Source organism: Lactiplantibacillus brownii, from assembly GCF_031085375.1.
GTDB classification, from domain to species: Bacteria; Bacillota; Bacilli; order Lactobacillales; family Lactobacillaceae; genus Lactiplantibacillus; species Lactiplantibacillus brownii.
In genome coordinates, this window is sequence record NZ_JAVCWF010000001.1 from 1,226,411 (window position 1) to 1,249,961 (window position 23,551).

At 43.6% G+C, this 23,551-nt stretch carries 30 protein-coding genes; all 30 read left to right on the top strand.

Features of this window, described 5'->3' with window-relative positions:
- The first annotated feature begins 71 nt into the window (after positions 1-71).
- Complete coding sequence (locus tag RA086_RS05545; protein WP_308702865.1) at positions 72-911, top strand: terminase small subunit; 840 nt, start codon at positions 72-74, stop codon at positions 909-911.
- A complete protein-coding gene (locus RA086_RS05550; RefSeq protein ID WP_308702866.1) occupies positions 883-2,139 on the top strand; it encodes a PBSX family phage terminase large subunit in 1,257 nt (418 codons plus the stop codon). The genes RA086_RS05545 and RA086_RS05550 overlap by 29 nt, the downstream gene beginning before the upstream one ends.
- Positions 2,130-3,560, top strand: coding sequence for a phage portal protein (locus tag RA086_RS05555; protein ID WP_308702867.1), 1,431 nt, complete (start codon positions 2,130-2,132; stop codon positions 3,558-3,560). The genes RA086_RS05550 and RA086_RS05555 overlap by 10 nt, the downstream gene beginning before the upstream one ends.
- Positions 3,535-5,223, top strand: coding sequence for a minor capsid protein (locus tag RA086_RS05560; RefSeq protein ID WP_308702868.1), 1,689 nt, complete (start codon positions 3,535-3,537; stop codon positions 5,221-5,223). Before RA086_RS05555 ends, RA086_RS05560 begins: the two co-directional genes overlap by 26 nt.
- Positions 5,210-5,461, top strand: a complete 252-nt coding sequence (locus RA086_RS05565) for a hypothetical protein (protein ID WP_308702869.1) — start codon at positions 5,210-5,212, stop codon at positions 5,459-5,461. The genes RA086_RS05560 and RA086_RS05565 overlap by 14 nt, the downstream gene beginning before the upstream one ends.
- Before the next feature lie 6 nt (positions 5,462-5,467).
- A complete protein-coding gene (locus RA086_RS05570) occupies positions 5,468-5,797 on the top strand; it encodes a YjcQ family protein (protein WP_308702870.1) in 330 nt (109 codons plus the stop codon).
- 129 nt (positions 5,798-5,926) lie between these two features.
- On the top strand, positions 5,927-6,478 hold the full coding sequence (locus RA086_RS05575) for a phage scaffolding protein (RefSeq protein ID WP_308702871.1): 552 nt from the start codon (positions 5,927-5,929) through the stop codon (positions 6,476-6,478).
- Positions 6,479-6,497: 19 nt separating this feature from the next.
- Positions 6,498-7,523 carry a capsid protein gene (locus tag RA086_RS05580; protein WP_308702872.1) on the top strand — a complete coding sequence of 342 codons (1,026 nt, stop codon included), beginning with the start codon at positions 6,498-6,500 and terminating at the stop codon, positions 7,521-7,523.
- A gap of 15 nt (positions 7,524-7,538) precedes the next feature.
- Entirely contained in the window at positions 7,539-7,928 is a 390-nt protein-coding gene (locus tag RA086_RS05585; RefSeq protein ID WP_308702873.1) for a head-tail connector protein, read from the top strand.
- On the top strand, positions 7,928-8,323 hold the full coding sequence (locus tag RA086_RS05590) for a hypothetical protein (protein WP_308702874.1): 396 nt from the start codon (positions 7,928-7,930) through the stop codon (positions 8,321-8,323). The genes RA086_RS05585 and RA086_RS05590 overlap by 1 nt, the downstream gene beginning before the upstream one ends.
- On the top strand, positions 8,304-8,765 hold the full coding sequence (locus tag RA086_RS05595) for an HK97 gp10 family phage protein (RefSeq protein ID WP_308702875.1): 462 nt from the start codon (positions 8,304-8,306) through the stop codon (positions 8,763-8,765). The genes RA086_RS05590 and RA086_RS05595 overlap by 20 nt, the downstream gene beginning before the upstream one ends.
- Complete coding sequence (locus RA086_RS05600) at positions 8,765-9,178, top strand: phage tail terminator family protein (protein WP_308702876.1); 414 nt, start codon at positions 8,765-8,767, stop codon at positions 9,176-9,178. Before RA086_RS05595 ends, RA086_RS05600 begins: the two co-directional genes overlap by 1 nt.
- Positions 9,171-9,371, top strand: coding sequence for a hypothetical protein (locus RA086_RS05605; protein ID WP_308702877.1), 201 nt, complete (start codon positions 9,171-9,173; stop codon positions 9,369-9,371). Before RA086_RS05600 ends, RA086_RS05605 begins: the two co-directional genes overlap by 8 nt.
- On the top strand, positions 9,372-10,730 hold the full coding sequence (locus tag RA086_RS05610) for a phage tail sheath family protein (RefSeq protein ID WP_308702878.1): 1,359 nt from the start codon (positions 9,372-9,374) through the stop codon (positions 10,728-10,730).
- Between the two features lie 14 nt (positions 10,731-10,744).
- Complete coding sequence (locus RA086_RS05615; RefSeq protein ID WP_308702879.1) at positions 10,745-11,215, top strand: phage tail tube protein; 471 nt, start codon at positions 10,745-10,747, stop codon at positions 11,213-11,215.
- 15 nt (positions 11,216-11,230) lie between these two features.
- A complete protein-coding gene (locus RA086_RS05620; RefSeq protein WP_308702880.1) occupies positions 11,231-11,677 on the top strand; it encodes a phage tail assembly chaperone in 447 nt (148 codons plus the stop codon).
- Between the two features lie 224 nt (positions 11,678-11,901).
- On the top strand, positions 11,902-15,471 hold the full coding sequence (locus tag RA086_RS05625) for a tape measure protein (RefSeq protein ID WP_308702881.1): 3,570 nt from the start codon (positions 11,902-11,904) through the stop codon (positions 15,469-15,471).
- A 5-nt stretch (positions 15,472-15,476) separates the two neighbouring features.
- On the top strand, positions 15,477-16,166 hold the full coding sequence (locus RA086_RS05630; RefSeq protein WP_308702882.1) for a hypothetical protein: 690 nt from the start codon (positions 15,477-15,479) through the stop codon (positions 16,164-16,166).
- Between the two features lie 3 nt (positions 16,167-16,169).
- Positions 16,170-17,177 (top strand): XkdQ/YqbQ family protein, encoded by a 1,008-nt coding sequence (locus RA086_RS05635; RefSeq protein ID WP_308702883.1) that lies wholly within the window; start codon positions 16,170-16,172, stop codon positions 17,175-17,177.
- Positions 17,178-17,179: 2 nt separating this feature from the next.
- On the top strand, positions 17,180-17,482 hold the full coding sequence (locus RA086_RS05640) for a DUF2577 domain-containing protein (protein ID WP_308702884.1): 303 nt from the start codon (positions 17,180-17,182) through the stop codon (positions 17,480-17,482).
- 8 nt (positions 17,483-17,490) lie between these two features.
- Entirely contained in the window at positions 17,491-17,922 is a 432-nt protein-coding gene (locus RA086_RS05645) for a DUF2634 domain-containing protein (RefSeq protein ID WP_308702885.1), read from the top strand.
- Entirely contained in the window at positions 17,912-19,060 is a 1,149-nt protein-coding gene (locus tag RA086_RS05650; RefSeq protein WP_308702886.1) for a baseplate J/gp47 family protein, read from the top strand. The genes RA086_RS05645 and RA086_RS05650 overlap by 11 nt, the downstream gene beginning before the upstream one ends.
- Complete coding sequence (locus RA086_RS05655; RefSeq protein ID WP_308702887.1) at positions 19,053-19,772, top strand: putative phage tail protein; 720 nt, start codon at positions 19,053-19,055, stop codon at positions 19,770-19,772. Before RA086_RS05650 ends, RA086_RS05655 begins: the two co-directional genes overlap by 8 nt.
- Before the next feature lies 1 nt (position 19,773).
- Complete coding sequence (locus tag RA086_RS05660; RefSeq protein ID WP_308702888.1) at positions 19,774-20,610, top strand: hypothetical protein; 837 nt, start codon at positions 19,774-19,776, stop codon at positions 20,608-20,610.
- Positions 20,611-20,725: 115 nt separating this feature from the next.
- Positions 20,726-21,124 carry a hypothetical protein gene (locus RA086_RS05665; RefSeq protein ID WP_308702889.1) on the top strand — a complete coding sequence of 133 codons (399 nt, stop codon included), beginning with the start codon at positions 20,726-20,728 and terminating at the stop codon, positions 21,122-21,124.
- Between the two features lie 47 nt (positions 21,125-21,171).
- Positions 21,172-22,131: a hypothetical protein gene (locus RA086_RS05670; RefSeq protein WP_308702890.1), complete on the top strand. Its 960-nt coding sequence runs from the start codon at positions 21,172-21,174 to the stop codon at positions 22,129-22,131.
- Positions 22,132-22,133: 2 nt separating this feature from the next.
- Positions 22,134-22,472, top strand: coding sequence for a hypothetical protein (locus tag RA086_RS05675; protein WP_308702891.1), 339 nt, complete (start codon positions 22,134-22,136; stop codon positions 22,470-22,472).
- Complete coding sequence (locus RA086_RS05680; RefSeq protein ID WP_308702892.1) at positions 22,472-22,630, top strand: XkdX family protein; 159 nt, start codon at positions 22,472-22,474, stop codon at positions 22,628-22,630. The genes RA086_RS05675 and RA086_RS05680 overlap by 1 nt, the downstream gene beginning before the upstream one ends.
- Before the next feature lie 101 nt (positions 22,631-22,731).
- Positions 22,732-23,148 carry a hypothetical protein gene (locus RA086_RS05685; RefSeq protein ID WP_308702893.1) on the top strand — a complete coding sequence of 139 codons (417 nt, stop codon included), beginning with the start codon at positions 22,732-22,734 and terminating at the stop codon, positions 23,146-23,148.
- A gap of 19 nt (positions 23,149-23,167) precedes the next feature.
- Positions 23,168-23,551: a hypothetical protein gene (locus RA086_RS05690; RefSeq protein ID WP_308702894.1), complete on the top strand. Its 384-nt coding sequence runs from the start codon at positions 23,168-23,170 to the stop codon at positions 23,549-23,551.

Genomic DNA, 23,551 nt, shown 5'->3' on the forward strand with positions numbered 1-23,551 from the left:
AAGCTTCACTTAATTGTGAGGGTTCTTTTTTTGTTCTATATAAAAAGGAAAATGAGGTGTGGTGGTATGTAATGGATAAACGAGAACAGGCTGGCAAAGACTACATTGCCGGGATGAAGTACAAAGATATTTCAGCTAAGTATGGTGTGCCAGTTGGAACGCTTAAGTCGTGGCGTGCTCGTGACCACTGGGAAAAGGATGCAACTGCAACCCAAAAAGTGCAACCAAAAGTAAAAAAGGATGCACCCAAGGTTGCACCTAAAATAGTAGAAGAATTAGAGGCAAACAACGAGCTGACTGAAAAGCAAAAACTGTTCTGCCTCTTTTATTTACAACGTTTTAATGCGACGTGGGCGTACCAGCAAGCATACAAGTCTAGCTATGAGGTGGCACTAACCAACGGGCCACGGATGCTCGGAAATGCTCGGATTAAATTACAACTGGCTGAGCTAAAAAAACAACAGTCAACCGATTTGTATTTCGATATTCAAGATATCATCAATGAACTACGCCAGATATCCAGAGCCGACGCCAGAGATGTCGTTGATTTCAAGACGGTCAAGCGGCTGTCTTGGTATAAGGTGCGCGATAAAGTTGGACCGTATGAGGATAGTAACGGTCACTTTAGGTGGGAGCCTAAGATTGATCCTGAAACCGGTGAGCAAGCATTCTATTACGAGAATATAGTTAAGTTGCATGACAGCAATGAAATTGATACCAGCAATATCAAGTCGATTCGAATCGACAAGGGTGAGGCTGTGGTCGAGATGTATGACAAGTACAAAGCACTGGATAGCCTTGCCAAGTATGCTGATATCTACACAACGGTACGTGATTCGCAGGGTGTTCAAATTAAAGATGATATCGAAGGAGATGATGGCGATGACGACAGTGGTGAAACTAAAGAGTAAGGTTGCGCCATCGTTCCGCCAGCTTCACGTTGACATCAAGCAGCAGCGACACAGTAACTATTGGTTAAAAGGCGGTCGTGGTAGTACGAAGTCTAGTTTTGTCTCGATCGAGATTATCTTGGGCATCATGAAGGACCCGCAAGCTAATGCAGTCGTGTTGCGGAAGGTTGCGGCGACTCTGCGTGATTCGGTCTATGATCAGTACTTATGGGCGATTGACGCGCTGGGTGTTCAAGACTACTGGAAGGATTCAGTTAGTCCAATGACGCTCACGTACAAGCCGACAGGTCAGCAGATCCGTTTCAAAGGTGCCGACAAACCACGGAAGATTAAGTCGCAGAAGTTTCGCCATGGATTCACTAAATTTAAGCACTATGAAGAGGTTGACGAGTTCGCCGGTTGGCCGGAAATTCGTTCGATGAACCAATCACTAAACCGTGGTGGCTCGGATATTATCACGTTTTACTCGTACAATCCGCCAGCTAGTCAGAACAGTTGGGTTAACCTGACTACTGACAAAGAAAGCTTGCGTCCCGACACCTTGGTGCATGCAAGTGACTATCTGACTGTGCCAAGAGGATGGCTAGGCAAGGAGTTCTTAGCTGATGCCGAGCAACTTAAACTAGACAATCCTAAAGCGTACGCTCATGAGTATATGGGCGAAGTCACGGGGACAGGCGCCGAGGTGTTTGATAATATTATCAAGCGCCAAATCACGGATGATGAACTACAACTATTCGATAACATTAAGAGAGGTCTTGACTTCGGTTTTGCGAGTGATCCGCTAGCCTTTGTTGAGACCTATTTTGATGTCGCGAGACACCGGCTGTATATCTTCAATGAAATCTATCAGGTCGGCTTAAAAAACCGTAATGCGGTTGAACTGATTAAGCGACTCAATCCAGAGAACAAGGCAATCGTTGCAGATTCGGCATCACCGGGCGTGATTGCTGAGTACCGCGACATGGGATTGAACGTGATTGGAGCGCGTAAAGGTCCTGGCAGCCGTGATCAAGGTTATAAGTGGCTGCAGGATTTACGTGAAATTATTATTGATCCAGTACGGTGCCCCAACGCCGCCCGTGAGTTCACCGGCTACGAGTTGGAACGTGACAAGAACGGTAATTTGAAAGCCGAATATCCAGACGGCAACGATCATACGAACGATGCTACGAGATATGCAGAGGAATCACTAATTAGGAAAGGAGGATTTAAACCTTGGAAGTAAAACCAATGATTGAACTACTAAAGAGGACCGATCCGCGAAGAGTTAAGTTTGCTGAAAAGTTTCGTAGGTCATTGCGATATTATTCAAACGAGAATGATATCACGTTGCGCAACAATGGCGAATCTAAAACCAATGATGATGGCAAAGACGAGATTCTACGTCACGCTGATAATCGTGTGAGTTCCAACTTTCACCAATTGCTGGTTGATCAAGAGGCTGGTTATCTAGCTACGGTGCCTCCGGCAATTGACGTTGAAGATGAAGCGTTGAACGATGAGATCAAGGAGGCGTTGGGTGATAACTTTAATTTGCGACTCAATCAGCTTGTTGTTGATAGCAGTAATGCGGGGATTGCTTGGCTGCATTACTGGATTGATGATGATAATCAATTTCGTTATGGGGTTGTTCCGCCTGACCAAGTGACACCAATTTATAGTAACGACTTAGACCGTAAGCTATTAGCGTTGCGGCGGTCATATAAGCAACTTGATCCAGACACAGCTAAGTATTATTCAATCCACGAATACTGGACTAGCGATGATGTTACCGTGTTTAAATCCCGATTGCCTGATTATAGTGATCTAACTACGATGGACGATCGGTTTAGCATTACGGATGTTTCAAGTGGTCAAGACTTGGGGGCTAGCAGCTCAATCAAGCATGGATTTGGTCGGATACCATTTATTGGCTTTCCTAAGAACAAGTATGAGCGACCAGATCTATTCAAATACAAGGGGCTAGTTGATGTCTATGACGATGTCTTCAATGGCTTTGTAAATGACCTCGATGATGTTCAGCAAGTTATCTTAGTGCTCACCAACTACGGTGGAACTGACTTAGATATATTCATGAAGACATTGAAAGAAAACAAAGCTGTGAAGATGGATAGCATTGGCCCTGGCGATAAGTCAGGCGTCGATAAGTTAACCATCGATATTCCTGTTGAAGCTCGTGATAACGTTCTGCAGCGTACTGACAGCAAGATATTTGTTGATGGTCAGGGCATTAACCCGGTTGACTTTAAAGCGATTGGTAATGCCTCAGGAACGGCAATTAAAGCATTGTACGGGCATCTTGAACTCAAAGCGTCGGTCACTGAATCTTACTTTAGAGACTCGATTACCGAATTGGTCCGCGCAATTATGCGCTGGCTTAAGGTTAGCGATGCGGATGGCCGTTCAATCACGCAAACGTGGACTCGGACGTCGATTCAAAATGACTTGGAGCAGGCTCAAACACTCGCGCAGGTCGCTCAATATTCTAGTGCTGAGACGATTGCTAAAGGCAATCCATTAGTGCCTAGCGATGGCTGGCAAGATGAGGTCAAAGCACGTCAGGATGATATTGTCGTTAATGATGGCTATGGCAATCAGCAGGCACAGGATGATCTGAACGATGGTGGTAAAGATGGGGAAGCTTAGTTATTGGGAACGCCGGCAACTAAAAGTTAAAGCACGCCAGCTAGATAACTCGGCCAGACTTGAACGGGTGATGCAAGCCGAACTGGTTAAGACTTATCACGACATCGCAAAGGAAGCGTCGATGTGGGTTGACAGATACGCTAAAAATCAAGGTGTCAACTCAGAGCAAGCCATGAAGTCGTTACAAGGTATCAAAACCAAGCACTGGCAAATGACGCTTGAGCAGTTCGAGGCCAAGGCCAAACAAGGCGGCTATGAAACGGAACTCAATAATGAGTATTATCGTAGCCGTATTGCAAGACTAAGTGCCTTAGAGGAACAAATTCGACGGCTAACCAAAGGACTTGCTCGTAAACATGCTGCGACCATGCGAACGGCGCTAAGCAAGCAGTACGACGATACGTATATGCGAACGACGTATAATATACAGGCGCAACAAGGTGCATTCACTGCGGACTTTGCACAGTTTAACGAGACTCAATTAGAAATGATTGTATCTAGTCCTTGGACGAAAGATGGCAAAGACTTTTCGAAGCGAATCTGGCAAAACTATCAGCAGGAGTTGCCAAGCTATTTAATGGATTCATTGTTCAGAGCGACAGTCATGGGCTGGGGACCACAAAAGGTTGGCCAGATGATGCATGCCCAGTTCCAAGACGTGCAACGTAATCGAGTGCATAATTTGGTCACGTCTGAGATGGGCCACATTGCGGAAGAAGCCACGGCCAAGAGTTACGAAGAGAGTGACATTGACGAGTATGAGTACATGGCGACGTTAGAGAGTCACACTTGCACAATCTGTGGTCATTTAGACGGCAAGCGTTTTAAGATGTCTGAGCGCCAAGTTGGTGTCAATTATCCGCTCATTCATGCCCGTTGCCGGTGTACGACTGTTCCATTCATTGCTGACTTACCAGACGTTGGAGAGCGTTGGATGCGTGATCCTGAAACTGGTAAAGGCAGACTGATTAAAAATGTTAAATTTGACGAATGGAAACGTCAGTATGTTGACAAGGATACTCAAACAATTTGGAATACTCACGATATACGAAAACTTACTACTGATGCACCAATTAGGCAATTACGTGAGATGAGTAAAGAACAAATTGTAAGTTTGATTGATGAAGTGAAACGACCACGACCGGATATCATGCAAGATGTCTACCATGGTGCCTATCGTCAGAACATGCTAGACCGCGCCACTAAACTGGGCTATGATGCTTTGCCGACCAGTATCAGTCAGGCGGATGCCAAGCAGATTCCGGATAAAGCAAAAATTTACCGGTATACTGATCGTAAGCAGCAGTTCCTATATGGAGCATTAGAATATTCAACAACAAATAATTCATTGAATGGTCGTGGCATTTATTTTGGTACTGATTATGAATACGCAAGAGATAAATATGGTGGTGGGAATAGCGAGTTAGTAACAGCTGTAATGAGTAGTGATGCAATCATTGTGGAGCAACTAGTATTTCAGGCAGAAGTACAACAAATAATGAAACGGTTTGATATTGATACGTACCCAGATGCAACAATTGGTGAAATGCTTTTTGATATAATAGGCATGCAACTTGGTATTGATGGATGGTATAATTCAAATGGTGATAAGTATGTTGTATTGAATCGTGGAAAGCTGGGTGTTATCAATGAAAGTAAATGAAGTCGATCCTGATGTTCGTGAATTCTTGTATTATCGCTTTAATGAACAGCAAGAAGCCGCAGACATTGATTTTAATTCGCCAGAAATGAAAGCCTTCCGGAAAAATCTAGATGTCAATATTTTTACAGCAGAGATTAAATATCATTATTCCAAGTATGCACCCAGCATTCAAGCGTGCTTAGATAAAGCACGTAAGATCACCGAAGACCATTGGCATGTCAAAATTGAATGGGAGTGATTTGATTTGGCTAAAGACGATTATTTTGTAGTGATGTATTTGTTACTTAAGCGACTTTATGGATTATTAAAACAAGGCAAGCAGATTGATGATAAGGAATTGGATGAATTAGGCCGACAGTATAACCGAGATTATTGGAATTATATTCTATATAATCTTAACAATGAAGGGTATATCACCGGGATTCAACGACTTCAAACACTTTCTGGTGATAGCTTTATTCATAAAAACGTTCAGATTACGCCTGCTGGAATTGAGTACTTGTTTAGTAATTCAATGATGGAGAGAGTAAAAAATACGTTAAAAGATATTAAAAGCATAGTTCCCGGTATTTAGGCGCCCAACAAAAATGTTGAGTGCTATTTTTATGCTCAATTGTCCCCAGCACGACGTAAAAAGGCTTATTTATTTTGCCTTGAATTGCGGTCGCACCGCGTTAACAAAGCGTGAAAGGATTGATTATTGATGAAGCGTGAAGCATTAAAGAAAATGGGCCTGACCGATGAGCAAATCAATTCGATTATGGAAACTAACGGTCACGATATCGAGAATGCGAAAGCCTCGGTTGGCGACGTTGAAACGATTAAGCAGGAAAACGAAACGCTTAAAGGCCAGTTATCTACCCGTGATAAGGACATGAAGGCATTGAAGAAGCAGCTTGGTGACAACGAGGACTTAACCAAGCAAGTTACTGACCTTCAAACCAAGTACGATCAAGATACTGAAAAGTTGGCGGCTCAGCTTACTCAAACCAAGTTAAATGGGGCGCTGGACTCAGCGTTGACCGATGCTAAGGCGCGCAATCCTAAAGCTGTTCGTGGTCTGTTAGACATGGATAAGGTTAAGTTAACCGATGATGGTAAGCTTGATGGCTTTGGTGAACAATTGGACGCTTTAAAGAAGTCGGATGCTTACTTGTTCGATGAAGGGAAGCAACCACACTATGATCCTAAAGGTGGCGGCGGTCCCCAAGATGATAATCCGGCACAAGCCCTAATTGATGCATTCAAACAATAAGAAAAGAGGAAATTAAATTATGGCAACAGTAAATTATGCAGACGCCTACCAACAAGCAATCCAACAGGCATTCTATGACGGACATTTGTTTTCAGCACCACTGTGGAATTCACCTTCAAACGGTGCAATCAAATTCGACGGTGCTAAACACATTAAGGTACCACGATTAACGATTGATGAAGGCCGTCGGGATCGGTCACGTCGGATGATTACGCAACCTAGCGCCAACTATTCTAATGATTGGGATAGCTACGAACTAAAGAATGAACGCTACTGGTCAACCCTAGTAGACCCATCGGACGTTGATGAATCTAACATGGTAATCTCAATCGCCAATATCACTAAGCAATTCAACCTTGATGAAAAGATGCCGGAAATGGATCGTGAAATGTTCTCTAAGCTTTATCAGCAAAAGGTAGCGGCGGCTGATGGTGGCTTGCATACCGATACGCTTGATGAAAAGAATATTTTGACCGCGTTTGATGACATGATGGTCAACTTCGATGAAGCTCGGATTCCGCAACAAAACCGAGTGCTTTACATCACACCTAAGAATAACGCAAAGTTAAAGCGGGCCGAAGCACTTAACCGTGAACTTAACTTAAAGGATCCTAACAACATTCAACGGACTGTTTATAGCTTAGATGACGTGGCAATCAGCGTTGTGCCATCAGACCTGATGCAAACGGCCTTTGACTTCACAGTCGGTTCGAAAGCGGTGGACGATGCCAAACAGATTGAAATGTTCTTGATCTACAATGGTGTTCAAATTGCGCCACAAAAGTACAGTTTCGTTGGTTTTGACGCACCAACTGCCGGCAATAGCGGCAATTACCTTTACTACGAACAATCATACGATGATGTCTTACTCTTGAAGACCAAGACAGCTGGGATTGAATTTGTAACTAGCGACAAGACGGTGAGCAAGTTAGCCAAGCCGACTGATACTAATACGGTCGATGAAATTAAGGCATATCTTGACCAAGAAGGTATCACTTATGAAGCTGGTGCTGTAAAGGCTGACTTATTGGCATTAGTAAAGTAGTTTGGAGTGATTAAGATGGAAGAATTACCACGGCGGCCAGTCATACTGGCGCTGCTAATGAAGTTAAATCCTAAACCAGCTGATATGGTCAACTATGATGATGTGATGTCGTATGTCCTCGATAAAGCGATTGCTGATGTGGCTAATTACACTCACGTTGCTGTGATTGACTTGCCAGCGGCATTGGATAGTACGATTATGGCTATGGCACAGCAAGTTATCGATACTCATCAACTATTAGCGCCGTCCGAGGGGCAGTCGGGCGATGTTGATTCGATTAGTGAGGGTAATACGAGTGTTAAATTCAAATCGGCCGCCCAAGTTTATAGCGAGTTACAGGCCGTCAATACAATCAGCGACAATTTTGTCATGCAGCTCAATTCATTTAGGCGGGTGATGCGCTAATGGATGGATTTAAACGGATGGCGACCATCTTACCAAGACTGTGGCATGATCGTGTAACGATTACTGGAGTGCGGCCGGCTAAAGATGGTCCGTTCACCACTACCGAGGACGTGACCGTGTGTACTGACCGGCCTGCTAAAGTCGTATTGAGTGGGCTCAAAGCTGGTGAGCAATCATTCTTCGGCACTGACAGCTATGACGCAAAGTTAATCATTGATAATGGCGTCAAAATTGACGCTGGCGACCTGATTAGCGTGACTGATGTAAATGGTCACACGACCAAGTACAAGCGTGCCAGCAAAGGGTATACCGGTTATGCCAGCCATCAAGAAGTAGCGATGGTACGTGATGAAAAAGCTAAGGAGGTGAGTGTCGATGGCATGGGGAAAGGTTGACGATGCTCAGTTTGAAGAGTTTGCCAACAAAGTTAGTTCATTAATTAAAACTGATGAATTAAAGAAGCAACTTGAGCGGAGTACTAAACGTGTAGGAAAACGGGCAATGGAAAGTGTGAAGAGTAAGACACCTGAAGGTCAATATCCTATGGGCTCTGGCAGAACAGGGGGACATTTGCGAAGAACTTGGCATGTCAGAGGACCATTCATTTCTGATGGCATTATTTCGATGAAAATTTATAATAACACCGATTATGCAACATATGTTGAAAACGGTCATCGAACACGGACACCACATACTGCTGAATCTATCAAGAGGTCTAGAGGCGTGCATTGGATTCCGGGTGAACATATGTTGATGAAGACGATGTTTGAAATTGATGATCAATTACCGAAGCTACTTACACCGGCGCTTAAAGACTTTATGCGGGAGCTGATGTAATGGCATTTAACTTAATTAAACGAATTGCGGATGAATTGAGCGAATTGTTTCCAGATACGCCGATTTACCGTAATGACCAGCGTGGCGGGTTTCAAGAACCGTCATTTTTTATTGAAAAAATCACGAATAAAATTACGCCTAATTTGTTTGGCATCCAAGTTCGAGATAACCATTATCAGTTAGTTTATTTTCCTGATCCTGACAAGCCAAGCGAGGACATGGAGGCAACAGAGGAATTGTTAACGGACAATTTTAAACAACTCTCTGGGTTTGCAACTTTGTGTAACCGTAATTTTGAGTACAGCGATGGTACATTACTCATGACGTTTGAAATAGTTTTTCGTGCAATTCCTGATGAGATGGAAACAAAGCAACAGGTTATGGATTACAAGGGAGGTCTTAAGCGTGGCTGAAACTAAAAAGATTACTAAAAGAACTGTGGCGAAGAAAGCGACAGTCCTAAAGTACAGTAAAGCTGACCTACTCAAGAGTACCGGCTTTACTAAGCTAGAACTAGATATTTTGTCAGTCGCCCTAAATGACGACACCGAATACACATTTAATGAAGCAAAACAAGCGATTAAGAAATTAAAGGAGGCTATCTAAATGGCTGGTGGAATTTGGAAAGCTCAAAACAAAGTACGGCCAGGTGCTTATATTAATACGGTCGGCGTGGCACAAGGTAAGACCGATACTGCAGCAGGCCGAGTGATGTTGGCAAACGGCGTTGATTATAGTTGGGGTGCAAATGGCACTATTCAATTATCTGGCGACAGTGATTTTCAAGCGTTAATTGGTGTTGGTATTGCGGATCCTAAGGCAATTACAATTCGTGAAGCACTCAAGGGTGCACTAACCGTGATTCTAATCAATGCAAACAAAGGCACGAAAGCGACCGTAACTGATGATGCACTGCCATGGTCGATCACTGCGAAATATGCCGGGATTCGTGGCAATGATTTGACAGTATCGGTGCTTAAAGACCCTGCGGACGATGCCAAGCTAACTGTCACGACACTGCTTGGCACATCAGTGGTCGATGAACAAGTCATCACGGTTGATGGTACTACGCCGTTGGTTGCGAACGATTATTTGGATGTGAAAGCAGCTGCTGATGTGGCAACCAAACTTAAAGCGTTAACGGGCAAGACGACCTATAAGCTGGCCGGTGGGACTAGTGAAGTTGGTGATGTCACTCAATTGCTTTCCGAAGCCATGGAGAGCATGACATACAGTGTTGTTACGACTGCTGGTTATGCGGTAGACAATGAAATCCATCCACTTTTGGCGACGATGGTCAAACGGATGCGCGAAGATGAAGGCTATAAGGTAACTGGGGTTGTACCTTGCGACCCAACAGACAAGCAATTCAATTATGAAGGCGTTTCTGCGGTAGCAAATGGCGTGACCTTGCTTGATGGAACTGTATTAGATTCCACGATTGCTGCGGCATATATTGCTGGAGCCTCCTCGGCTACTGATGGTAGTACGTCATTAACGTATTCGATTTATCCAGATGCTGCGGACGCCAATCCTCGTTTATCAAATAGTGCCATTATCGATAATCTTCAAGCCGGTCACATTGTGTTTACAGTAAAACGTGATGGCGATGTGGTCATTGAACAAGATATTAATAGTCTGACCCAATTTACTGCCGACAAGCCAAATTACTTTGCTAAAAATCAAGTTATCAGAACTGCTGACGATATTGCCAATATGGTTCAAGAAACCTTTGAAGATCAATTTGTCGGTCAAATCAACAACAACGCTACTGGCCGTGACCTATTTAAAGCGAGCTTAGTTTCATATTTAACAGGCTTACAGGATAGCAACATGATTCAAAACTTTGTTGAAGATGATATCGAGGTTTTAGCTGGTAATGATAAGGATGCAGTAGTCGTCAATTTGGCAGTTCAACCAAACGAAGCAATGGAAAAACTTTACATGACGATCACAGTTAAATAGAGGAGGACGACAAGATGAGTTCAGTAACACAGTTTCTAAATGGTCAAGATACGATCAGCTCAAAAGAAGCCACTGCCTTTATGAACTATAAGGGTCAAAACATCAGTTTGATGGAGTTAACGGAGCTTAGTGCTGATGTTGAAAAGAACAAGGAAAAGATTCAAGTGATTGGGTCACGGTGGGCTAAGAATAAAACAACTTCGTTATCCGGTAAAGGTAAGTTGTCGGGCTATGTCACTAGCTCAAACTGGCTCAAATATGGGCTTGACTATGCGCATGGCGGCAGTGATATGTACTTTGACATCACTGCAACGATTAATGACAACACGAGTGCTACAGGCTCTCAGACAGTATTGCTTAAGAATGTAAACTTGGATAAAGTTCCAGTACTTGATTTAAAGTCAGACGATGGCGTATTGAAGTGGGATTCTGACTTTACGTTTGATGATGTGAAGTTAGTCACCCCATTCAAGGATATTAAATAACGGAGGAATTTAACGATGGCAGATAATTCAGTAGCTGAGGTTAAAACAAAACAAATTGGCATTGATGCTTTTTTACGAGAAAACACTGGTGATCCAGTTGAAACCAAAGAAGTACCGATTGATCGATTAGGTTTGTCGATTACGATTCGCTCATTATCAGAAAAACAAATGAGCCAAATCCGTAAGCAAAGCACTCGCAAGTTCCAAAACAAGTCTGGTGAACGCTTTAATGAAACGGATGATGATCGATTGGTCGAAAACATGTTGGTGGCTGCGGTGGTCAACCCGGATTTAACTAACGCCAAATTGCAAGAATCATGGAATGCGATCGGACAACCGGCAAACATTCTACGAAACATGTTGCGTGGTGGTGAATATACGGATTTGTCGTCTGCTATCCAAACGTTCAGCGGTTTTGATACTAGTGGTGTAACCGAGGTTGCAAACGACGTAAAAAAATAATTGCGAACGGTGAAGGCAATGAGTTTGAGTATTACTTCTATTGCTTGAACCAATGGGGCTGGAAGCCTAAAGACTGGGTATCGCTTACTTTTAAAGAGCGTGGCTTAGTCATCGCAGGCATCGACATACACGCCGAAGAACAAAAAAAGCTACAAGACGAATTAGAAGCTAAGAGCAGGTAAAAATGCTGTTAGCTTTCTTACATACAATCAGGAGGTGAGCAAATGACAACTGTTGAAGGGTCAGTCATAATCAATGATCGTTTTACGACGGTACTTAACAAATTGGATTCTGGGTTAAAACAATCAACCAATAGTTTTCGCCAGTTTAAACAGCAAATGGCACAAGGAAGCATGGGAAACTTTGGTAGCAAATTCAAAGCTGGCTTTAATCAACTAGACAGTGGAGTTAAACAATCCAGTGGGTTATTTAAGTCGATGTTGGGCGCTAATGTTGTTGGCGCTGGAATCACAAAAGGTGTCGGCATGGCTGCCAATGGCATTAAATCGATTGTTGGTGAGTTGGATGATTCCAGCAAAGCTTGGCAAACTTTTAATGGCAATATGAACCAGCTTGGATCTAGTCCGAAACAAATCAACAGTGCTCGTGACTCGATGCAAGACTTTGCCCAGAAGACAATCTACTCAGCCTCTGATATGGCGTCAACATATAGCCAACTGGCCGCAGTCGGCACTAAGAACACTGGTCAATTGGTAAAAGGATTTGGTGGGTTGGCTGCTGCTTCATCAGATCCTGCACAGGCGATGAAGACTTTAAGTCAACAAGCGACGCAGATGGCAGCCATGCCCAAGGTACAGTGGGCTGATTTCAAGCTGATGCTTCAACAAACACCCGCTGGGATTTCAGTCGTCGCTAAGACGATGCACAAGTCGTCTGCGCAATTGGTTAAAGATATTCAAGGGGGCAAAGTCAGCACTCAAGATTTCTTCAATGCAATTTCTAAAGCTGGTACCAATGCAAACTTTTCGAAAATGGCAACACAATTTAAAACTGTGGGCCAGGCAATGGATGGTTTAAAAGAAAACATTGGGATCAAACTATTACCGGCCTATCAAGCGTTAAGCAAGGTTGGCATTAAAGCAATTAGTGGCCTAGCTGACTCAGTCTCTGATATGGATTTCAGTGGCATTCAGACTAAGCTTGTTTCAGTCGCTAATGGTGTGGTAAGTGGTGTTAAGACGGCCGGGACGTTCATTTCTGAATTTTGGAGCTCAATGGCTTATACATCTACCGTAAACGCTGTGACCGGAGCACTGAGTTCGTTAGGCGGTGCGATGAAGAATATCGGCAATGCCTTTTCTGGTAGTAATGGCATCGATAACCTAGCCAGCTCACTAGGCCGACTTGCTGGGGCTGGTATTACCGGCGCAGCAAACACAATCAAATCGGTCAGCGATGCGGTCAAACAAATGAGTCCCGGCCAGATTAAAGCTGCCGCAATTGCAATTGGTTCGTTGGCAGCCTCGTTTAAAGCTGTTGGACTGATCAAAGGTGGGATGGACCTAGCTGGAAAACTTGGATTAGGAAAGCTTGGCACCGCAGCGGCGACTGCTGTAACTGGCGTTAAGAATGCATTTAAGGGTGGAAATATTTCTGGTGCGATTCGTGCATCCTTTAGTGGCGTTGGTTCAATTGTTTCGGCAGCCTTTTCGCCGGTCACACTTGTAATTGTAACTATTACGGCAGTTATTGCGGCTGGCGTAGCAGCATGGACGAGTAATTTTATGAACATCAGAGGGGTCGTTGAAGGACTCGTACCAATCTTTGGGATTGTTGGTAGCGCTGTGAAGTCGGCTTTTAGTAATATTGCAGGAACCTTAGCACCGCTTGCACCAGCGATTAGAGCAGTTGGAGCAGTAGTTATTGGCGTGCTTGCCATTGGTTTTGTCACTGCATCGGTGGCAGCACTAGCACTAGTTGCTGCTGGTCAAATGGTTGTTGGCGTAATCAGCGCCATAGTTCATGATGCAATGGCTTTGAAAGATGTCTTGACCGGGAATTTCAGTGGAGCAGCTAAAGAGTTTGCCGCTGCTAGTGACAGCTTACAAAATGGTTTCGATGGTGCTAAAAATAGTATTACTGGAATTGGCAAAGTACTTGGAACCGTTAAAGATTCGCTAGGACAGATTGGCAAGTCGAACCCTAAAGTTAAGGTCAAGGCAGACACCAGTGATTTAACAACGGGATTAGATAAAGCATTGGCAAGTGGCGGAAGTAAGACCAGCACCGTCAAAGTCAAGGGTGATACAACACAACTAACTAATAGCTTAGACTTAGCAACTAAAACGCCTAAAAATAGTACGGTTAAAGTCAAAGGCGATACTACTGGCTTAACCAATAGTTTGGACTTGGCAACTAAAACGCCTAAAAATAGTACCGTCAAAGTTAAGGGAGATACAAGTGAGCTAACTAACAGTTTGGATTTAGCAACCAAGACACCTAAAGCAAGCACTGTAAAGGTTAAGGGCGATACCAGTCAATTGACCAGTAGCATGAATCAGGTCACTGGATCTAAAAAGAACAGTACTGTCAATATCAAAGGTGATACGACTCAATTAACGAGCAGTTTAAATAGTGCAACTTCGTCTAAAAAGGCAGCAACTGTGAAAGTAAATGCTGATACAACTCAGCTTAGAAATAGTATGAATTTAGCAATGCCAGTTAATAAAACCAGCAAGATGGTTAAAATCGACGCTGATACTAGTGCAGTTAAACAAAAAACTGCGGCATTAGGCAAGCCAGTTAAAGGCGGAACCGTTAAATATGATACTAAAGTTGCAAAGCCTAAGGTACCACAGCCAACGATGCCAAAACTGTCTCAAATCGATGCACCAAAAGTTGGTAAGCCTAAAGTGCCACAACCCGCCAAGGTTAACGTTGCGCAGATTTCAGCACCCAAGGTTGGAAAACCCAAGACACCACAACCCACAAAACCGAAAGCATCGACGATTGCAGCGCCCAAAGTCGGTAAGCCGAAAACGCCGCAACCTACTAAAGTGAAGGCGACCAATATTGCAGCACCAAAAGTTGGTAAGCCTAGAGTTCCACAGCCTGCTAGAATTACAATTCCAGCGTTGGCTGCGCCAAAGGTTCGACGACCATCAATGGCGCCAGTTGTTTCAGCAGTTAGAGCTGGCATGGCTAGTGCAGTAAGTGCAGTTCGAAGCGGTGGTGCTCAAATGGCCGGCGCTGTTCGTTCTGCGGTTTCAAGTGCTGCATCAGCTGCACGTTCTGGTGCGGGTGCAATGCGCTCTGCCGGTGCGATGATTGGTGCTGGCTTGGCTGGTGGGATGCGGTCACAGGTTGGTTCTGTGGCTGCGGCCGCGAATGCCCTAGTTGCACAAGCAAATCGTGCAGCCAGAGCAGCCGCCAAGATTCACTCACCTTCACGGTTGTTTGCTGAAATTGGGGACTACATGGGTCAAGGTATGGCCGTTGGGATGAATGGTTCTGATACGTTGGTGGCTGCTGCTGGGACGAACCTGGCTAGTGTGGCTGCTAAAGGTGCGTCTGATGGTACGCCGGTCGTTAACGCCAACTACGAGGCACCAAGTAGTATACCAACAACGACGCCGTTTAATAAGTCGGTAAGCAACAGCTATTCGACGACTACTAATAACGGTGGTGACAACAGTTCATCAACGATTCTGAACATCGCAGCCGGAGCAATTCAAGTCGTTAATCGGAATGGTGATGAAACTGGTGAAGAGATTGCTCGTAAGCTAGAAGAACATTTGAAAAAGATCCACAGTAAATCAATGAGTTCGAGGTGATTGAGTTGGCACATATCGGCATTTATTTAACTGATGATAAAAACAAAACGTTTGAATTGCCGGTAAATCCTGCCGAGCTAATGGTTGCTTATGCGACCGATGACGCCACGGAACAGGTCGTCAAGCTTGGCGAAATTAACCGAATTGGTGAAGTTAAGTTACGCCAAATTAGTATTCAAAGTGTTCTGCCAGTTGAGACTAGCGGTGTACACTATGTGACGGCAAGCAAGCCATTCAAAACGGCACAGGACTACATTAATCGATTAACTAGTATCCACGCGTCAAAGAAGCCATTGCGACTTGTGTTATCGGGATCAAAAATTTCGATTAAAATGACGATTGCTAGTTTTGAGTATGGATTTCAAAATGGAAATTCCGACGAGTATGTTTACACGCTTAAGTTGACAGAATATAAAGCATATCAAGCACAGAAGCTGAAAATTGTGAAGAAGAAAGTTGCCAAAAAAGGTAAGAAGAGACCGGCACCGCCAAAGAAAATTGGACGGGGCTCTAAGGTGAGAGTCAATGGTCGATTACATCTGGACAGTTATGGAAGTGGTCCTGGTCAAACAGAACGAAATGCAATCAGGAGGATTTCAATTGTGGCAAACGGCCGAGCCTATCCATACCATGTTGTAACGCTCAGTGGTGGTTGGCGTGGCTGGGTAAAAAAATCAGCCGTAAAGGCGGTGTAGGTGGTGGCAATTACAACGTTTACGATTGGTCGACGGACAACGAGCGATGTTTGGGACGTAAGAGAATTGGTAGCCGGAGATGTCGTATGGACTACCGATTTGAATTATTCCGCTGGATCACTTGAGTTTGATGTAATTGAAGTTGATGAAGGTTTCACGCCACACAATGGGGATATTGTTAAGTTTTATTGGGATAATGTTCAATTGTTTTATGGCTTCGTTTTTGATTTCAAATATACTAATGAAAAATTTAGTGTGATTGCTTATGACAAGTTACGTTATTTGAAGAATCAAGATTCACTAGTCTGGCCAGTGTCGACGCTATCTCAACGGTTCAATAAAGTGGCAACTATGGCTAGTATCAGTCACAGAGTTGTGAACGGATCTAACCACAAGTTGGCAGCAGAGGTAGCAGACGGTAAATCATACTTTGATATGCTACAAAGTGCTATTGAAATAACCGAACAAGCAACTGGAAGTCTGTACTTCGTGATGGCGAACTATGACAAAGTGGAGCTTAGAAAAGCACCATATAAAGCTTTGACGCTAGTTGTGGGTGACAAATCACTCATGACAAAATTCGACTATGAGCGGAGCATTGAAGATGCCGCAAATGTTGTTCGGATTGTCCGTTCGGATGATACTACTGGTGGAGAGAAAACAGCCACAGCATCAAGTGCAACGACCACGAAACTGACGATTGCGACTAGTGGTAGTAAACACAGCATTGATAACTGGGGCCGCTTGCAATATGTCGAACAGGCTAAAGATAAATCAAACTTTGCCCAAATGAAGACTCAAGCTGAGCAGCTGCTTAAAGTTAAAAATAAGCAAACGACTACGTTAAAACTGACAGTGATTGGTGACCCATCCTTGGTGGCCGGTAACGCAGTATATTTACGGGTACAGAGTCTCAAAGATATTGGTCTTGGGACTAAGTCTTTACTGATTACCAAGGCGACACATCATTTTAATGCTGACTACACTGCTGAAATTGAAATGAAGGTGTAAGCATGGCCGGTGAATGGTTGGTGAAAGAGATGATGGCTCGTGGTGGTCATGATTCAGATTATTCAGATGTTGTGTTTGGCACTGTAGTAAGTACATCACCGTTGCAAGTCCAGATTAGCAATACGATGACTCTAACGAGTGCATTCTTGACAACTGGTCAAGCTGTTTCTACGCATAGTGTGCCGATGGTGATTGATGGTGAGCGGAAAACAGTGAAAATTGAAAATGGCTTAAAGTCTGGTGATCGAGTTGCGATGATTCGCGGCGACGGCGGCCAGACTTTTTATATCTTTGATCGTGTGTAGGAGGTGACATGATGGACGAGGTTGAAACGGCTAACGATGACGTTGTCAGTGATGTGATTACACCGGATGCTGAGGAAGAGACACTGCCAACACGGACTTATAAAGTGAGTAAAGGTCATATCATCGGGATGACTGATGATTATGATGCCATGGTGCAAGCCGTCGATAAAATCATGCGAACTGAGCGGTTTGTTTTTCCAATTTATGATGAGCAGTACGGGAATGATTTCGATGAACTGCTGGGCAAAGGATTCGACTATGCCACGGTTGAAGTCGAAAGAATGCTGACTGAGGCATTAGAGGCTGATGACCGGGTCAGTGACGTTTCCATTGATAGCATTGAGCGAACAGATTCAACTACGCTGACTGTCGTTGGCACTGTTGAAACAATTTATGGTGAAATCAGGATAGAAAGTGAGGTGAATGCTGGTGAATCCTGAAACTTTGGCACAGCAATTTGAGGCACAAGATTTTGACTACTACCTAAATGCAATGCTTGACCGTGTCTCGGATACAATCGACAAGCGTGAAGGTTCTATCATCTACGATGCGTTGGCGCCTGCCGCTAACGAGCTAGCCATCCAAACAGTTCAACTCGCAAATGTGGTTCGACAATCCTACGTCATGACTGCCAGTGGCGAGTTTCTGGACTATCGAGCTGCTGAAAGAGGCACAACGCGACAATCAGCCACTGCTACTCAAGCGACAGCAAAGTTTACCGATTCAACGGGTCAGCCGGTAACAAGTGTGCATGTTGGTGATCAGTTCGCTAGTTTAGGTGCAGAGCCGGTTTTTTACCACGTCACTGCTGTTAATGATGACTTGAGTGGTATCTTGACCGCGGATGTCACTGGCACGACACCAAACAGTTATCGTGGCCAGATTCTACCAGTTACTCCTAACGATTCGCTGTCTTGGGCTGAAATTACAGACGTGCCGGTACCAGCTCGTGATGCTGAAACTGATGACCATTTAAGAAAGCGACTACTGTTACCCGATTCGTCAATCGCGTACGGAGGCAACGTTGCGGACTATCAGGACATGCTATCTAAAATTACCGACGTTGGGGCCGGTCAAATTTATCCGGCTTGGCAAGGCGGTGGCACGGTGAAACTAGTAATTTTAAACAACGATTTAAGAGCAGCGAGTGCGGGACTGATTCATTCTGTGAAAGAACAAATCGATCCAGCTGAAGCGACTAGTGAAGGCTATGGATTGGCACCAATTGGTCATAACGTGACTGTGGTGGCACCTACTGAATTAGCGATTAATGTGGCAAGCACGATCGAAGTAGATAGCCAAATCACAATTGCCGCTGTTCAGGCTCAAATTGAAGCAGGTATCAGTGACTACTTTAAGCAGCGGCGTATGGATTGGAATAACGTCGATAGAATCACTGGGCGTGGTTACAAGTTAACGATTTACCGAGCCCAACTGTTGACTGCAATTTTAAAAGTTGATGGCGTGGTCAATGCGTCATTACCACGACTAAATGGTACTGATGGTGATGTGACACTCGTTTTTAATAACTCGGTGTCACAGCTGCCAGTTCTGGGGACGGTGACGTTAAATGGGTAGTCTTTCGAGCTATTTGCCAGATTATTATGATGACGTGGTTGAAATGCAAGCACTTATGGATGCAGAGCAAGTTGTCTTCGATGGTAGTGAGACTGAAATGAAGCAACTGCTGCTTAACCAATTTGTGGTGCAGGCAGATAGTGTTGGACTTAGTATTTTTGAAACACAACTTGGCATCCAACCTGAGCCCAATGAATCGTTAGATACGCGTCGATACAACGTCCTGGCTCGAACATTGCCGCCCAAACCGATTACGATTCGTTACTTGCGTGAGCTACTTCGAGCTGTCAATATTCCAGCAACTATCGACGTGAATGCCATTGATTCCATAGTCAAAACGATTAGCCAAGAAAATCTTATTACAGCATCACAGCTCAAACGGCTAAAGTACTTGCTTAGTGTCTGTTTGCCTGCAAATTTGGCCTATCAGATCATTAAGCACGCTGAGGTAAAGACTAAAGAACCAATTAACTATGGTCAGGCAATTAGCTTATCTGTTTTGACCAGTGTTGGGGCGACACCAACTAATTTTGTCAATTTGACGTCATCGCAAGTGAACTATGGTGAAGCTGCGAGAATCAATATCAGAACAGCAGTTAACGCTGAGTTGATTGATTTTAGGCTAGCGGCTACACAGAAGCTAACTTATGGGGAAGCCAGACATATCAGCATTGCAACAGCTACTAGCGCCACTTTAAAGGAGGTGATATAAAATGGCAACTTATGGAAATTCTCAATTGACTGCCGCTGGATTACTGCTTGCTAGCCGAGCAGCCAGTGGACAAACCAAGTTCAAACTGACACGTACCACGTCAACGGCTAAAGACTTGAGTAGCACCGCTGTTGACGCAATGACAAGTCTACCCAACGAAGTTCAAACAGGTTCGCTAACTGATAACTTAGTGACAAGAAGTAGTGATCATACCATTAAAACGGTCGAAGTACTTTTCACTAATCGAGATTTGAAAGCTGGGTATATTCTCAACGCAATTGGCATTTATGCCAAAGAGGATGGCAGCAATACCGAAATTTTATATTCAGTAATCAAAGCCAAAACTGCTGAAACGATACCTAGTTTTGCGGATAAGGTATTGCTGGAATTCCGATTAGCGGTGACAGTGGTCGTTGGTCAGATTGAAAATGTGACGATTGATGTTAAACCGACTGACTTGGTCACAGTGACATATTTGGAGAATCAGCAAACGCCGGTAGCACTTGGATCAACCAGTTTTGGTGTAAATACTTCCAAGCTTGACCTTAACGATTATCCCAGATTTAAAGCATGGGGGTACTACAACGGTGCTGGTATTCCTCAAACGACGCCTTATGCTGGGGTGCCACGGATGTTTGAATTTACGATGACCGTTGACTTGCTGGTGAATGGTCAAACGATGGTGCCTAAGTTCTTTTTGGCACAAATCAAAGCGGCATTACCAGACTTTGATTTGACTAAATTCAAAACGAATCGAGCTAGTGATGGCAAATGGATGTACTTGATTTCAGAACCAGCGACCATTGGTATCGAGTGTCTCAATGCAACTTTTAAATAATTGGGAGGAAAAATCATGAAAATTACAAATGCATTAGAAAACGTCGGGGGGGGGCAGAATGCTGATCTATTAGCATTTCTAACCCTTTCCTTATCTGTGATTGGCGGTGTCTACAATGACTAATACAATTTTTGATCATGGTGATCCAAACTGGGATAAGATTGTGAATCAGAAACTCATTGATTTATCGGCAGCAACCAAAGACACAGGGTGGGTAGATTTAAATCTATTAAATGGTTTTTCAAATCTTAACAGTACAAAAACGCAAATTCGTATGATTGGCCATACCTGCTATTTAAAAGTTGAAATGAACAGCCTTACGACTGACACAGTCGCGTTTGTTGTTCCTACAACATTTAAACCGGTACCTATTCAAGCAATCGGTAGAACAACTGGTGGCTATGCCTTTCCAGTCACCCTACAGCAGAGCGGTGAATTTCAAGTTGAGTCCTCAAAAGAATGGAAGACACAGCCTACGGATTATTTGAAAGCTTTACTAATTTGGAATAATTAGGGTCGCTCATAATTGGGCGACCTTTTAAAATGAAAGGAAACTCAATTATGACAGTAAAATTAGAGACAATTATACACGGAGAAGCTAACTGGGAAGGCAAAGCCAATCAGAATTTTAATGAACTGAACTCAGACACGCTTCATTCATCAGGAGGGGTCGTGAGCAAGAACAATCTAATTCTCAACTCTGCAAATCCAAGAAACACTATGCATTGGAGAGCTCCGGTAGGTGGGAAGATTACGATTGAAACCAATAATTTATACAAGAATGGAATGAAAAATTTATTTAGCTTGATTCATAATGAACAGAAGCCTGGAGAAGATGAGGAAGTTTATGCACTTACTGATGACTATCCATTGGAGCCAAACAGTAACTATGACATTTTCGTCGTAGCGTTTGGTGCTGTTGGCCTTAGTAATATTGATATATATATGATTTGTCATGATGCCGATGGTAAGGTAAATCCTACTTTGTTAGCTTCTAGAGTAGTACCGAGTCCCGTAAAAGCAGTCTTATATAAATTCAGTTTTAATTCTGGAAACAATGTTAGAGGTGCGTTTCGAATTGATAATAACGGATCGAATGATGGCGTTGACCATCATTTGTATTTCGGTGAGGTCTTTGTAGGAAAGTCAGAGTTCTGGAGTCCAGCACCAGGAGATGTGCGTGGTGATGATACTGGAGTAATCCCACTAACGATGGTTGGTGCAGTCGATGGGATTTATGGTGATGGTAAGTCTCCCGAGGCACGACGTGTTAATGATATTGTGCATTTGACATCAGGCATTGTTGCTACAGCAGATATTCCAAATGGGACAAAGATATTAGCTATTCCGGATGAGTTCTTGGGTGCGGATGGTGAATTGGTTGGATTTTGTCGTAACGTTTTGACGCAAGAAAGCTTCCCAGTGACTATCAAGAATGGTGGGATGTACGTCGCCAAGCTATTAACAAATGGGCAGAAGCTCGATTTTGCAGGCATGACGTATTTAGGAAAGGACGTATAAGAATGGCACAACTTTTATATTTTTGGGACGAAGACGAAGTATTAGATCACAGTGAACTAATTATGACGGATGATGGATTACCTGATCCATTACCCAGTAATTCAACGTTAATTGCTCCGGCAAACGGCTTGTTTGAGCCTATTCATATTAACTCGGATAGAACCGCGTGGTTTGGAATATCCAAGGAAGAATGGTTGGCTGCACATCCAGCGCCTAAGCCTGAACCAACGGCTGAGCAGATGATGCTCATGCAACAGGCAAGTGATATAACGCAATTAAAGCAGTTGGCAATGGCACAAGCAAGCCAGATTGCCGCTCAAAGTAAAGGAAGTGCAGAATAATGACAATTTATGATCAATGCAAATTGTTCAAATCATGGGGACAATATGATGCAAACTATTATCGGGTATTCGTTGGTGCAGGGCTTACAACTGAACAGTTTGAAGAAATTACTGGTGAAGAATATGTAAAGGAGACGGTGACTGATGTCAAAAATTAGTTTAGTATTAGAAAAATTCGGGGGGGGGGGGGGGGGGGGGCAGAGTAGCTTAAACACAGCTGTTCTAACCCTTTTATCATGCAGTCATGGGGGTGCTATCCATGACTAATGCATATCGGAAAATTGATTTTGGTCAAACAAATTGGACAGGTCCACTTGATGGAATGCTGGAGGCTTATGGTAAAGCTACGGATGACACCGGTTGGATAGATTTGCCATTAATGAATACAGTACCACTTGGCTATTTAAGTTATTTGAAAGTACGAGTTGTTGGTGAATCAGTCGCTCTCAGAACTCAATTTGCTGTCGGCACTTCGGGAGCAATTAATATTGCAGTAATTCCGTCAAACCTAATTCCATTTGGATTCCGTTATTTGGTGGGATTTAGACTTGGTGGTATGGGTCCAATTCAGCTGATAATGGATTCTGACCATCGATTAATCGCCAACATTCCTAAAGATGCCATTGATCAACAAATTAATTGTGACACAGTAATTATGAATGGATACAGACTATAGCAGTAGGAGATGAGATAGTGTGCTTGCTCACGTAGTAAAAAATAGATTTTGGCTGTGGAAGGCACTTGAAACGTATGGGCTTGGAATATACTTTATTATCAAGCAAAATGCGTTTGAGTTCGAGCCACCACGGCCAAGCCTACTAGATATTTTTGATGACCCGCCGGCTATTTTCATTTTAGCCGTTGTCGGAACGTTTGCTTTGGTCTATTCGTTATGGGATATAAATTTATCGTATTACAAACCAGTTATGACAGGGTTATTAACCTTTGCATGGCTATTTTTTATGATTGCTTTTGGTATCCACGACTTTGAAATTCAACGTTTTATCAGTTTTGAGTCGATGTACAGCTTTTTCGTACTAGCCTCGACTGTTTGTGAGATTGTGATTGGGGATGACTAA